This is a genomic window from Aeromicrobium sp. S22, assembly GCF_009661045.1.
GTDB lineage: Bacteria > Actinomycetota > Actinomycetes > Propionibacteriales > Nocardioidaceae > Aeromicrobium > Aeromicrobium yanjiei.
Map to the genome: position 1 here is coordinate 999551 of NZ_WJWV01000001.1, position 13651 is coordinate 1013201.

The 13651-nt window shown below is 70.4% G+C and carries 11 protein-coding genes; 5 read left to right on the forward strand and 6 right to left on the reverse strand.

Going from position 1 to position 13651, the window contains the following annotated elements; translation table 11 throughout:
- Nucleotides 1-84: 84 nt before the first annotated feature.
- From GEV27_RS04940 to GEV27_RS04955, 4 genes are all read left to right on the forward strand, one after another.
- The gene (locus GEV27_RS04940; RefSeq protein ID WP_153653879.1) at nt 85-429 is read left to right on the forward strand and encodes an L-rhamnose mutarotase; all 345 of its coding nucleotides are present in this window, start codon (nt 85-87) and stop codon (nt 427-429) included.
- Nucleotides 430-520: 91 nt separating this feature from the next.
- A complete protein-coding gene (gene rhaI / locus GEV27_RS04945; protein WP_153933595.1) occupies nt 521-1684 on the forward strand; it encodes an L-rhamnose isomerase in 1164 nt (387 codons plus the stop codon).
- A gap of 16 nt (nt 1685-1700) precedes the next feature.
- On the forward strand, nt 1701-3752 hold the full coding sequence (locus GEV27_RS04950) for a bifunctional aldolase/short-chain dehydrogenase (protein WP_153933596.1): 2052 nt from the start codon (nt 1701-1703) through the stop codon (nt 3750-3752).
- 9 nt (nt 3753-3761) lie between these two features.
- Nucleotides 3762-5174 carry a rhamnulokinase family protein gene (locus GEV27_RS04955; RefSeq protein WP_153933597.1) on the forward strand — a complete coding sequence of 471 codons (1413 nt, stop codon included), beginning with the start codon at nt 3762-3764 and terminating at the stop codon, nt 5172-5174.
- Nucleotides 5175-5289: 115 nt separating this feature from the next.
- Here GEV27_RS04955 and GEV27_RS04960 read toward each other — a convergent pair whose 3' ends face one another.
- Nucleotides 5290-6528 carry an alpha-hydroxy acid oxidase gene (locus GEV27_RS04960; protein WP_153933598.1) on the reverse strand — a complete coding sequence of 413 codons (1239 nt, stop codon included), beginning with the start codon at nt 6526-6528 and terminating at the stop codon, nt 5290-5292.
- A 5-nt stretch (nt 6529-6533) separates the two neighbouring features.
- Complete coding sequence (locus GEV27_RS04965; protein WP_153933599.1) at nt 6534-7190, reverse strand: GntR family transcriptional regulator; 657 nt, start codon at nt 7188-7190, stop codon at nt 6534-6536.
- A gap of 91 nt (nt 7191-7281) precedes the next feature.
- Here GEV27_RS04965 and GEV27_RS04970 point away from each other — a divergent pair, with 91 nt between their 5' ends.
- On the forward strand, nt 7282-8193 hold the full coding sequence (locus tag GEV27_RS04970) for an NAD(P)-dependent oxidoreductase (RefSeq protein ID WP_153933600.1): 912 nt from the start codon (nt 7282-7284) through the stop codon (nt 8191-8193).
- A 9-nt stretch (nt 8194-8202) separates the two neighbouring features.
- Here the strand turns inward: GEV27_RS04970 and GEV27_RS04975 are convergent, their stop codons facing one another.
- From GEV27_RS04975 to GEV27_RS04990, 4 genes are all read right to left on the reverse strand, one after another.
- Nucleotides 8203-9186, reverse strand: a complete 984-nt coding sequence (locus GEV27_RS04975; protein ID WP_153933601.1) for an electron transfer flavoprotein subunit alpha/FixB family protein — start codon at nt 9184-9186, stop codon at nt 8203-8205.
- Nucleotides 9183-9938, reverse strand: a complete 756-nt coding sequence (locus tag GEV27_RS04980; protein ID WP_153933602.1) for an electron transfer flavoprotein subunit beta/FixA family protein — start codon at nt 9936-9938, stop codon at nt 9183-9185. The genes GEV27_RS04975 and GEV27_RS04980 overlap by 4 nt, the downstream gene beginning before the upstream one ends.
- Nucleotide 9939: 1 nt before the next feature.
- Nucleotides 9940-12456, reverse strand: coding sequence for an FAD-dependent oxidoreductase (locus tag GEV27_RS04985; protein WP_153933603.1), 2517 nt, complete (start codon nt 12454-12456; stop codon nt 9940-9942).
- Nucleotides 12457-12626: 170 nt separating this feature from the next.
- Complete coding sequence (locus GEV27_RS04990; protein ID WP_153653864.1) at nt 12627-13598, reverse strand: ABC transporter substrate-binding protein; 972 nt, start codon at nt 13596-13598, stop codon at nt 12627-12629.
- Between the last annotated feature and the right edge of the window lie 53 nt (nt 13599-13651).

Here is a 13651-nt window from a genome sequence, read left to right on the forward strand (position 1 = left end):
GTCGATGAACCGCGCCCGGCCGGCGGCCTCGTGCCGCCGGCCGGGCACCCCCTCACACTTCCCCGGCGAGAAAGGCCCCGTGCGATGCGTCGCGTCTGCTTCCAGCTCCAGGTCAAGCCCGAGCGCATCGAGGAGTACAAGCGGCGCCACGCGGCGGTCTGGCCGGACATGCTCCGAGCGCTGGCCGACACCGGCTGGCACAACTACTCGCTCTTCCTGCGTCCCGATGGCCTGTTGATCGGCTACTTCGAGACCCCGTCCCTGCGGGACGCGCAGGAGGGCATGGCGCGCACCGAGGTGAACGGACGCTGGCAGGCCGAGATGGCCGAGTTCTTCGTCGACCTCGGCGACGCCGCTCCCGACACGGGCTTCCTGGAGCTCGAGGAGGTCTTCCACCTGGAGGACCAGCTGGACCGTCCCACCGCCTGACGTACGTCGGTGGCGGGACGCATGACCGTGTGATTGAATCGATTTAACGCGCAGGCGCCGAGCGGGCGCCGCGGAACGAGAGAAGCAGACGATGACGACTTTCAGCGCGATCAGCGCGCAGCTCGCAGGACAGGCCATCGAGGTCCCGTCCTGGGCCTACGGCAACTCCGGTACCCGGTTCAAGGTGTTCGGCTCGGCCGGCACCCCACGTACGGTCGAGGAGAAGATCGCCGATGCCGCGACCGTCAACCGCTTCACGGGCCTCGCGCCGCTCGTCTCCCTGCACATCCCGTGGGACCTGGTCGACGACTTCGCCGCCCTGCGGCGCTACGCCGAGGATCTCGGCATCGGGCTCGGCACGATCAACTCCAACACCTTCCAGGACGACGACTACAAGCTCGGCGCGCTGACGCACACCGACAAGCGCATCCGGCAGAAGGCCATCGATCACCACCTGGCATGTGTCGACGTCATGGACCAGACGGGCTCGCGCGACCTGAAGATCTGGCTCGCCGAGGGCACGAACTACCCCGGCCAGGGCGACATGCGTGGCCGGCAGGACCGGCTCGCCGAGTCGCTCGCGACGATCTACGACCGCATCGGCGACGACCAGCGCCTCGTGCTGGAGTACAAGTTCTTCGAGCCGGCGTTCTACCACACGGACGTCCCGGACTGGGGCACGTCGTACGTGCAGGTCGCCGCGCTGGGCGAGAAGGCGTTCGTGTGCCTCGACACCGGCCACCACGCGCCGGGCACCAACATCGAGTTCATCGTCGCGCAGCTCCTGCGCCTCGGGAAGCTCGGCTCCTTCGACTTCAACAGCCGGTTCTACGCCGACGACGACCTGATCGTGGGCTCGGCGGACCCGTTCCAGCTGTTCCGCATCATGGTCGAGGTCGTCCGTGGCGGCGGCTACGGCCCCGACAGTGACGTCGCGTTCATGCTCGACCAGTGCCACAACATCGAGAAGAAGATCCCGGGGCAGATCCGCTCGGTCCTCAACGTGCAGGAGATGACGGCGCGGGCGCTCATGCTCGACACCGCAGCGCTCCAGCAGGCTCAGGACGAGGGCGACGTGCTGGGCGCCAACGAGATCTTCATGGACGCGTTCTACACCGACGTCCGCGCCGATCTCGCCGCGTGGCGCGAGGAGCAGGGACTGCCGGCCAACCCCATGCAGGCGTACGCCGAGAGCGGTTACCAAGAGCAGATCGAGGCCGAGCGAGTCGGCGGCACCCAGGCCAGCTGGAACTAGGACACAGGACACCCACATGACACTGAACTCCACGACATCGGGCACCGCAGCCGAGCTGATCGCGCGGTCCAACCGCCTCGGCAGCGACCCCAAGAACACCAACTACGCGGGCGGCAACACCTCCGCCAAGGGCACCGAGACCGACCCCGTCACGGGCGAGGACGTCGAGCTGCTCTGGGTGAAGGGCTCCGGAGGAGACCTCGGCACGTTGAAGGAGCAGGGCCTGGCCGTGCTCCGGCTCGACCGCATGCGGGCGCTCGTCGACGTCTACCCGGGCCTCGAGCGCGAGGACGAGATGGTCGCCGCGTTCGACTACTGCCTGCACGGCAAGGGCGGCGCCGCGCCGTCGATCGACACCGCGATGCACGGTCTCGTCGACGCGGCGCACGTGGACCACCTGCACCCGGACTCCGGCATCGCGATCGCGACCGCTGCGGACGGCGAGCAGCTGACGCAGACGATCTTCGGCGGGAAGGTCGTGTGGGTGCCGTGGCGTCGTCCCGGCTTCCAGCTGGGCCTGGACATCGCGGAGATCAAGGCGAAGAACCCCGACGCGATCGGCTGCATCCTGGGCGGTCACGGCATCACCGCGTGGGGCGACACGTCCGACGAGGCCGAGAAGAACTCGCTGTGGATCATCGAGACCGCTGCGGCGTACATCGACGAGCACTCGCGTCCTGAGCCCTTCGGGCCCGCGCTGGACGGCTACGCGCCGCTGCCGGAGGCCGAGCGTCGCGCCAAGGCTGCCGCCCTCGTGCCGACGATCCGCTCGATCGCCTCGCAGGACAAGCCGATGGTCGGTCACTTCACCGACAGCGACGTCGTCCTGGACTTCCTCGCCTCGTCCGAGCACCCGCGTCTTGCCGCGCTCGGCACGAGCTGCCCCGACCACTTCCTGCGCACCAAGGTCAAGCCGCTCGTGCTGGACCTGCCGTCGGACGCCTCGGTCGAGGACTCGATCTCCCGTCTGCGCGAGCTGCACGTCGCGTACCGCGAGGACTACCAGGCGTACTACGACCGCAACGCGGTTGCGGACAGCCCGGCGATCCGCGGCGCCGATCCGCTCATCGTCCTGGTGCCGGGCGTCGGCATGTTCAGCTTCGGCAAGGACAAGCAGACCGCTCGCGTCGCCGGTGAGTTCTACGTCAACGCGATCAACGTGATGCGCGGCGCCGAGGGTCTGTCGACGTACGCCCCGATCGACGAGGCGGAGAAGTTCCGCATCGAGTACTGGGCGCTCGAGGAGGCCAAGCTGCAGCGCATGCCCGCGCCGAAGCCCCTCGCGACCCGCATCGCGCTCGTGACCGGTGCCGCGTCCGGCATCGGCAAGGCCATCGCCAAGAAGCTCGCCTCGCAGGGTGCGGTCGTCGCGATCGCCGACCTCGACCTGGCCAAGGCTCAGGCCGCGGCCGCCGAGATCGGCGGCACCGACGTCGCGATCGGCGTCCAGGCCGACGTGTCCGACGAGGACGCCGTCCAGGCCGCTGTCGATGCGACGCTGCTGGCGTTCGGCGGTCTTGATCTCGTGGTCAACAACGCTGGTCTGTCGCTGTCGAAGTCGCTGCTGGACACGACCGTCGCGGACTGGGACCTGCAGCACAACGTGATGGCCAAGGGCTCGTTCCTGGTCTCGCGGACCGCCGCCAAGGCACTGATCGAGCAGGGGCTGGGTGGCGACATCGTCTACATCTCCAGCAAGAACTCGGTGTTCGCCGGGCCCAACAACATCGCGTACTCCGCGACCAAGGCCGACCAGGCCCACCAGGTGCGCCTGCTGGCCGCCGAGCTCGGTGGCCACGGTGTGCGGGTCAACGGCATCAACCCCGACGGCGTCGTGCAGGGCTCGGGCATCTTCTCCAGCGGTTGGGGCGCGAACCGCGCCGCGGTCTACGGAGTCGACGAGAAGGACCTGGGTGCGTTCTACGCGCAGCGCACGCTGCTCAAGCGCGAGGTCCTGCCGGACCACGTCGCGAACGCGGTGTACGCGCTGGTCGGACCCGACCTGACCCAGACCACCGGTCTGCACATCCCCGTGGACGCCGGCGTGGCCGCCGCGTTCCTTCGCTAGAGGACCCGTATGCACCCCGTCTCCGTCGCCGCCATCGATCTCGGCGCCTCCAGCGGCCGCGTGATGGTCGGCGACGTGGGGCCGGGGCGCCTCGAGCTGCGCGCTGTCGCGCGCTTCGCCAATGAGGTCGTCACCCTCCAGGACGGCCTCCATTGGGACCCCCTCGAGCTCTACCGCCACGCTCTCGACGGACTGTGGACAGCCGTGAGCCAGTCACCCGACGGGCTCGGGAGCGTGGCGGTGGACTCGTGGGCGGTCGACTACGCCCTCATGCGGGACGACCGCATGCTGGGCGTGCCGTTCCACTACCGGGACGAGCGGACGACCGCGGGTGTGGAGCGCATCCACGCCCGGGTGTCGCCGGCCGAGCTCTACGCCCGCAACGGGCTGCAGTTCCTGCCGTTCAACACGATCTACCAGCTCGCGGTCGACCCCCTCGTGGACGAGGCCGACCGGATGCTGCTCATCCCCGACCTGGTCGGCTACTGGCTGACGGGGCGCTCGGTGACCGAGCTGACGAATGCCTCGACGACGGGCCTGCTCGACCCGCGTACCGGCGCCTGGGACCTCGACCTCGTCGAGCGCTCCGGCCTGTCGCCGGCCATCCTCACCGAGCTCGTCGCGCCGGGGGACACCCTCGGTCCGGTGACGCCCGAGGTGGGTGCCCGCATCGGGGCCCCCGGACTGGACGTCACCGTCGTCGGCTCGCACGACACCGCCTCGGCCGTGGTCGGCGTGCCGATGCAGGGCGACGACGCGGCGTACATCTCGTGCGGCACCTGGGGCCTGGTCGGGGTCGAGCTCGACGCGCCGGTCATGACCGAGGACGCGCGCGCCGCCAACTTCACCAACGAGGGCGGCGTCGACGGTCGTACCCGCTTCCTCACCAACGTCATGGGCACATGGCTGCTCAGCGAGACCCTGCGCCAGTGGCGGTCAGAGGGCGACGCCGTCGAGCTGTCCGACATCCTGCGCGCTGCGGCGGCCGTCACCGACGAGGTCCCGGTCTTCGACGTCCAGGACCCGCGGTTCATGCCGCCCGGTGACATGCCGACCCGGATCGCCGAGTGGTGCGCCGAGCGCGGCGTACGGGCGCCGGCCGGCAAGGCGGCCCTCGTCCGCTCGATCGTGGAGAGCCTCGCGCAGGCATTCGCCGACGCGCTGGACCAGGCCGCGAAGCTCTCAGGTCGTACGATCCGGACCGTCCACGTGGTCGGCGGCGGCTCGCTCAACCACCTGCTGTGCCAGGCCACGGCCGACCGCAGCGGTCGTACGGTGCTGGCCGGCCCGGTCGAGGCGACCGCGCTCGGCAACGTGCTGGTGCAGGCCCGCGCCCTCGGCGCGGTCGGCGGCACCCTCGAGGACATGCGCGCCCTCATCGCCGCGACCCACGACCTCGTCCGTTTCACCCCTCGCAGCTAGCCACCCGTCCCGCGAGTGGCGCAACCCGTCCCGCGAGTGGCGCAGAAGTGGACGACACGCCGTCTCACAAACGTCACTACGCGCCACTCGCGGTCCTGGTTGCGCCAGTTGGTGGTCAGGGGCGGGCGCGGGGGACCAGGCGCTCGAGCTGGGTGACGTGGGCGGGCTCGAGCTCGGCGATCGACGACGCGCCCAGCAGCTTCATCGTGCGGACGATCTCGTCCTCGAGGATCGCGATCGTGCGGTCGACCCCGGCGCGTCCGCCTGCCATCAGGCCGTAGAGGTACGCGCGACCGATCAGCGAGAAGTCGGCCCCGAGTGCGGACGCGGCCACGATGTCGGCGCCGGACATGATGCCGGTGTCGACGCCGATCTCGAGGTGGGCGCCCACCTCGCGCTTGACCTCGGGCAGCAGGTGGAACGGGACCGGCGCGCGGTCGAGCTGGCGTCCGCCGTGGTTGGACAAGATGATGCCGTCGACGCCCTGGGTCGCGAGCAGCTTGGCGTCCTCGACGTTCTGCACGCCCTTGATGACGATCTTGCCGGGCCAGATCCCGCGGATCACCTCGAGGTCCGCGTACGAGATCGTCGGATCCATCGCGGAGTCGAGCAGCTCGCCGACCGTGCCGCCGGTCGAGCTCAGCGACGCGAACTCGAGCTTGGGCGTGGTCAGGAAGTCGTACCACCACCACGGACGGACTGCCGCGTTGAGGACCGTGCGCAGCGAGATCTGCGGCGGGATCGAGAAGCCGTTGCGCTTGTCGCGCAGGCGAGCGCCCGCGACCGGGGTGTCGACCGTGAACTGCAGCGTGTCGAAGCCGGCCGCAGCGGCCCGGCGGGTCAGCTCGTAGGAGACCTCGCGGTCACGCATCACGTAGAGCTGGAACCAGTTGCGCCCGTGCGGGTTGGCTGCCTTGACCCCCTCGATCGAGGTCGTGCCGAGCGTCGAGAGGGTGAACGGGATCCCGGCCGCGCCCGCGGCTCCGGCTCCGGCGACCTCGCCCTCGGTCTGCATGAGGCGGGTGAAACCGGTCGGCGCAATCGCGAACGGCAGGCGTGACGGCCCGCCGAGGATGGTCGTCGACGTGTCGACGTCCAGGGCCGGGCGCAGCACGCGCGGGCTGAACTCGACGTCCTCGAAGGCCTGACGCGCACGGGCGAGCGACAGCTCGCCCTCCGCCGCGCCGTCGGTGTAGTCGAAGGCAGCCCGCGGCGTACGACGTTGGGCGATGCGCCGCAGGTCGTGGATCGTGAGCGCTGCCTCGAGGCGGCGGCGCTTGGGGCTGAGCACCGGCTTCTTGAACTGCAGCAGGTCGAAGACCTCGCGGGGACGGGGGAACTGGCGCTGCACCATCTGGATCACCTTTCGTGGGTGGCGTCGTAGTGGGCGACCAGGCGGTCGCGGGAGGCAAGGACGTGGGCGCGGGCGAGCCGGCCGGCGGACTCGACGTCGCCGGCGCCGATCGCGTCGAGGATCAGCTGGTGATCCGCGGTGACCTCGGCGACCGAGCGCAGCCCATGTGCCTCGACCTGCGCGATGCCGAGCTCGATCTCGCCCATCAGCAGGTCGTGGAGCCGGGGGAGCCGGGTCGACGTGGTGCCCCGCACCAGCGCCCGGTGGAAGGCGATGTCGCGAGCGGCGTACGACTCGTCGGCCGGGAGGTCGGCGAGCGCCCGGTTGGCGTCGCGGGCCTCCGACGGGGAGGTGGAGGTCGCGGCGAGCAGCTCGACGGCGGCTGCCTCGATCGCGGCCCGGGTCGTGAACAGGTCGTCGATGTCGTCGCGGCCGAGGCGGCGTACGCGCGCCGCGTGGTGCGGCTCGCGCGTCAGGAGGCCGTCGGCGACCAGGCGATCGATCGCGATGCGGGCCGTGGGACGAGCGACGGCGTACGTCGTGGCGACGTAGGCCTCGGTGACGGCGCCGGCCGGTGCGAGCTCGCGGCGCAGGATCGCGTCGCGCAGAGCCGCGACGACGGCGTCGGGGCGGACCGCGGCATCGGTCGGGTCAGCAGGCATGATGGGTCGACGCTACCAGATTGTCAGACAATCCTGGGTGGCGCATGAGGGTGCTGTCGCAGCGAGCTCCGGGTGCCTGCATGATCGAGGCATGGCCCCTCGTACGCTCCGCGTCACCGTGCCCGACATCGGCTGGATCGACCGGCTCTCGGATCTCCAGGACGTCGACCTGACGGTCTGGGACTTCTCGGACCCGCAGCCCGAGCGCCACATCGACCTCGCGGTGCGCCCGTACACCGTCGCGGCGGCCGGGCTCGAGACCCTCGACCCGTCACGCCTGTCCGTCATCCAGTCACAGGCGCTGGGCTACGACGGGGTCGCCGAGACCCTCCCCGCGGGCATCACCTACTGCAACGCGGTCGGCGTGCACGAGGCCTCGACCGCCGAGCTGGCCGTCGCGCTGCTGCTGGCCTCGCAGCGCGAGGTCGACCGGTACGCCCGCGAGGCCGGTCAGTGGAACCGCCGCTTCACCGCCAGCCTGATCGACCGGCGGATCCTGCTCGTCGGGACCGGCGGGATCGGCGCAGAGCTGGAGAAGCGCCTCGACGGCTTCGACGCCGAGATCGTCCGGGTGGCGACCCACCGGCGAGAGGACGATCGCGGCGTGGTCCACGGCAACGACGAGCTCGCGTCCCTGCTGCCCACGGTCGACGCGGTCGTGCTGGCCGTGCCCCTGACCGACCGGACCGAGGGCATGGTCGACGACGCCTTCCTCTCGGCGCTCCCCGACGGGGCGATCGTCGTCAACGTCTCGCGCGGCAAGGTCGCCGACACCGACGCGATCGTCCGTCAGGGCGGCCGCATCCGATTCGCGGCAGACGTCACCGATCCCGAGCCGCTGCCCGCGGACCATCCGTTGTGGAGCGTCCCCGGCGTCCTCATCTCCCCGCACGTCGGGGGCATGTCGTCGGCGATGCAGCCGCGCATCGACGCGATCGTCCGCGCCCAGGTGAAGCGCCTCCTCGAGGGGCGCGAGCCCGAGCTCGTGGTGGTCCGCGGCTGAGCCGGCAGCTCAGCCCCGCCGCCGGCGGAGCTCCTCGTTGATCGCCGGCACGACCTCGTGCAGATCGCCGATCACGGCGTAGTGCGCCTGGGTGACCATCGGGGCGTCCGGGTCGGTGTTGATCGCCAGGATCGTCTTGGCGCTCTGGCAGCCGGCCCAGTGCTGGATCGCCCCGCTGATGCCGCACGCGACGTAGAGATCCGGCGAGATGCGGCTGCCGGTCTGGCCGACCTGCTCGTGGTGCGGGCGCCAGCCCAGGCTCGTCACGACGCGGGAGACGCCGAGCGCACCACCCAGCAGGTCCCTCAGCTCCAGCAGGTCGGTGAATCCCTCGGCACTGCCTGCACCCCGTCCGGCCCCCACGACGACCCTCGCACCAGTGAGTGCGGAGGTGTCGTCGCCCTCGGCCTTCTCGGTGCGCACCACCCGGGTCGACAGGTCGGCGTCGGTGAGCGTGGGCACGTACGTGCGGACGTCCGGTGTGCCGGGGTGCGCCGCGGGTGCGGGCTCGACCGCGTGCCCGGCGACCGCGACGCATGCGACGTCGCCGTCCAGCCGCATGCGCTCGAAGACCCCGCCGCCCATGACCTGGCGGGACACGACGAGCGGGTCAGTGTCCTCGACCGCGACGACGTTCGCGGCCATCAGGCAGTCCATGCGGGTGGCCACGTGCGCCAGCACCTCCATGCCGCGCGGGGTGCCGGAGGCGACGACGAGGCGGGCCGCCGCGGACGTGGCGGCGTCCACCACGGCCGCTGCCCAAGCCGCGGCGCCGTAGGGCGCGAGGCGTTCGTCGTCGGCGTGGTGCAGGACCGCGACGCCCTGCTCACCGAGCTGGGCGAGGGTTGCGGGTGCGTCGGGCAGGGGGCCGAGGGCGACGGCCTCGACCTGCTGGTCGCCCATCCGCTCGGCCGTCGTCCGGGCGAAGGTCAGCGCCTCGCGGGAGGTCAGGGTCACACCTTGCGCGTCGGTCTCGACGAGGACGAGGATCATGACGACACCACCCCGATGCCGACCAGCATGTCCACGACGGCCTTGGCGGCCTCGGGCCCCTCGCCGAGCACCTCGACCGTGCTCGGCTTCTCCGGAGGGGAGGTCAGCCCGAGCCGCTGGGTCGTGGGCGACACGCTCGTCGAGATCGTCTCGATCGGCAGCTTCTTGGCCTTCATCCGGCCCACGATCGAGGGGTAGCGCGGTGCGACACCGCCCTCCTGGATCGCGATGACCGCGGGGCACGGCAGCTCGTAGATCTCGTCTCCTTCGGGGCCCGAGCCCCGCGCGGTGAGCCTCTCGCCGTCGATCGTGAGGGTCGAGATGCCGGTGACCACCGGGCGTCCGAGGGCGTACGCCAGCCGGACCCCGACCTGGAAGTCGCCGCTGTCCGCCGCGTCGTTGCCGACCAGCACGAGCCCGAAGTCCTCGCCGCGGACGAGCTCGGCGACCGCCGCGGCGACGTCGGCGGGTCCGAACGCCTCGGAGTCGGCCTCGATGTGCACCGCGCGGGTGCACCCGAGCGCGATCGCGTCCCGGAGCTGCTCGACCGCGTCGGCCGGGCCCAGGGTCAGCACGGTCGCGGTCCCGCCGCTCGCCTCGGCGACCTGGACCGCGATCTCGATGGCCGCCTCCTCATGGGGGCTGATCGTGTGCCCGACGTGCCGGGCGTCGACCGACATCCGGTCGTCGGACAGCAGCACCTGGGTGGAGGTCTCGGGCACGCGCTTGATGCAGACCAGGACGTCGGTCATGTCAGGCCCGGACCCGGTCGTTGCTGGGGTCGAACAGTCCGGTCGCGTCCGCCGAGCCGACCGTCACGGGATAGCGCTCCTCCATGTAGTCGACTGCCAACCGGGTGCCGACGACAGCCTTCTCGGGCGGGAGGTAGGCCATGAGGAGGTGCTTGCCGAGCGACGGCGCCGAGCCGGCCGAGGTCACGTAGGACCGGCGGCCGCGGCCGTCGATGAGAGGCTCGCCGTCGGGGGTCACGACGGGCTCGCCGCCCAGCATGTAGCGCTCGACGCCGCTGGCCGAGGTGTGGTCGTCGACCGCGAGGGTGCACATCACCGCCAGCGGGTCCTCGCCGCGCTGCTTGACGTACGCCTCGCGGCCGATGAAGTCGGCGTCCTTGACCTTGGGCCGCTGCATCCCGGCCTCGACGATGGTCCGCTCGCTGTCCAGCTCGGCCCCGTACGCCCGGTAGCCCTTCTCGATGCGCCCCGTCGTCCCGTAGACGCCAATGCCCACCGGGACGAGGCCGTGCGGGCGCCCGGCCTCGCTGACCTGGTCCCAGAGGCGGGCGCCGCCCTCCATGGGGACGTACAGCTCCCAGCCGAGCTCGCCGACGTACGAGATGCGGGACGCCAGGACCTGGGTCGAGCCGAGCTCGATGTGGCGGCACGTCCCGAACCCGAACGCGTCGTGCCCGATGTCGCTGTCGGTCAGCGCGCCGAGGACGTCGCGGGCCCGGGGGCCCCACACGCCGATGGTCGTGAACGCCGAGGTCTGGTCGCTCACCTGGGCCGAGCCGTCGGCGGGCATGTGGTCGCGGAACCACTTGCGGTCGAGGTTGCCGTGCGCGCCACCGGTGACGACGCGGAAGTGTGACTCGCCGAGCCGCATGATCGTCAGGTCCGCGCGGTAGCCGCCGCGCTCGTCGATGACGGGGGTGTAGACGACGCGACCCGGTGCGACGTCCATCTGGGCGACCGCGATGCGTTGCACGGCGTCGAGCGCGCCGGGGCCCGTGACGTCGAAGAGCGAGAACGCCGACAGGTCGACCAGCCCCGCGCGCTCGCGCATCGCGAGGTGCTCGGCGTTGATGATCGGCGACCACCAGCGTGCGTCCCACTCGTGGGCCCGGGGCATGACCGCATCGCCGTAGTCGCTGAGAAGGGCCTCGTTCGAGGCGTACCAGTGCGGACGCTCCCATCCGGCCGTCTCGAAGAACGTCGCCCCGAGCTCCTGCTGCCGGGCGTGCATCGGCGCGAGGCGGGCCTGCCGATCGCTCTGCCACTGCTCGAAGGGGTGCACGATGCCGTACGTCTTGTTGAAGCCCTCGCTGGTGCGCGCCGCGACGTGCTGCTTGGTCTGCTGGTGCGGGTAGAACCGCGCGATGTCGGACTGGTGGATGTCGATCTCGGGATTGCCGTCGGTCATCCACTCGGCGACCGCGCGGCCGACGCCGGGACCCTCCTTGATCCACACCGCGGCGGCCGACCAGAGGCCCTTGACCTCGGGCGTCTCGCCGAGGATCGGGCTGCCGTCGGGGGTCAGCGACAGCAGACCGTTGATCGCGTAGCGGATCTCGACGTCGGGGTTGCCGAGCACCTCGGGCATCAGCTCGAGGGCCTCCTCGAGCTGCTGATCGAAGTCGTCGGCCGTGAACGGCATCTCGGTCGGCGACAGCTTGGACTGCTCGATCGAGGGGATGTCGTCGGGATCGTGCAGGATCGCGCGGTGGGCGTACGAGCCGACCTCCATGTCGCCGCCGTGCTGTCGCTCGTAGCAGAACGTGTCCATGTCACGGACGATCGGGAACGAGATCTCGCCGACCGTGCCGGCGAGCTGGGGGACCGGCCCGACGCTGATCATCTGGTGCACCGCAGGCGTCAGCGGGATGTGCGCCCCGGCCATCCGGGCGATGCGCGGGCTCCACACGCCGCACGCGATCACGACCGTCTCGGTCTCGATGTCGCCGCCGGACGTGCGCACGCGGCGGATGCGGCCGCCCTCGACGTCCAGTCCCTCGACCTCGACGGTCGGCACGACCTGCAGGGCACCGAGCTCCAGCGCGCGCTCACGCATGATCGTGCCCGCCCGCAGGGAGTCGACCACGCCGACGCTCGGGGTGTAGAACGCGCCGACGATGACCGATGGATCCAGGAACGGGACCTTCTCGGCCACCTGCTCCGGCGTCACGATCTCGGAGGGGATGCCCCAGGCCTTGGCCGACGACATTCGCCGCCGGAGCTCCTCCATCCGCTCCTCGGTGCGGGCCACCTCGTAGCCGCCGGACTCGGTGAAGACGCCCATCTCCTGGTACTGCCTCATGCTGTCCAGCGTCAGGTCCGTGATCTCGCGGGAGTGGTCCACCGGGAAGATGAAGTTCGAGGCGTGCCCCGTGGACCCGCCCGGATTGGGCAGCGGCCCCTTGTCGATCTGCACGATGTCGCGCCATCCGAGCCGGGCGAGGTGGTAGACGAGGCTGTTGCCGACGATGCCGGCGCCGATGACGACCACGCGTGCGCTGGAGGGCAGCTCTGCCATGGGATGACCCCTTCGGTCGTTGCGAAAGACGCAACATGGTTCGCTATGCGAGACAAGGTGGGTCCATCGTGTGCCCGCCGCTCCGGGGTGTCAAGGGTCGTGGGGCTCCGGACGCACCGCACCCCGGGAGTGCGGCTCCCGGGGTGCGGCGATCGTCGTGCGGGGTGGCCTCAGCCGAGCCAGGTCTTGACCGTGTCGGGGTTGGCGTCGATCCACTTCTGGGCCGCGTCGTCGGGGTCCATCTTGTCCTCGGCGATGTACTTGGCGACCAGGTTCTGGTCGTCATTGGTCCAGGTGAAGTTCTTGACCACGTCGTACGCCGGGCTGCCGGACTCGGAGAACTTCGTCGCCACGATCTTCTTCAGGTCCGTCTCGGGGTAGTCGCACGCGACCTTCGCGGCGTCCGCATCGCAGCCCTCGGTCCACTCCGGCAGGTTGACCTTCTGCAGGTCCACCTCCGACAGGAACCACTGCGGAGCGTAGAAGTAGCCCAGGAGCGGCTTCTTCTGCTTCTCGGCCTGACGGAAGGCCGTGATCAACGCGGCCTCGCTGCCGGCGTACACGACCTTGAAGTCCAGCTTCAGGTTCTTGACGAGCGCCTCGTCGTTCGTGACGAACGACGGGTCGCCGTCGAGCATCTGACCCTTGTCGCCGGACTCGGAGGTCTTGAACTCGCTCGCGTACTTGTTGAGGTTCTTCCAGTCCGTGATGTCGGGATACTTCTCGACCATCCACGGCGGGACGTACCAGCCGATCTGGCCCACGTTGCCGTTCGGGCCGGCGTCGATCGCGGACTTGTCGCCCTCGATGTACTTCTTCTCCAGAGCCGGGTGCCCCCAGTCCTCGATCACGACGTCGACCGTGCCCTTGCCGAAGCCCTGCCAGGCGACCTCCTCCTTGAGGTCCTTGTACTCGACCTTGCACCCCAGCTCGTTCTCGATGACCTTGCCGACCACGTGCGCGGAGGCCTCGTAGCCCACCCACGGGTTGACGGCCATGTTGACGGTCTGGTCGCACTTCTTGCCGCCCGAGGACCCGGTGTCGTCCTCCTCGATGTCTCCGCCGCCACACGCAGACAGGGTCAGCAGGGCGCTGGCGGCGATGACTCCGGCCAGACGCACCCGTCGTGTCGTTGTTCTCATCTGTGCTCCTTCATCTGGTGTCGCTCAGGTCCCCGGGGCCGAGGATCGGAGGA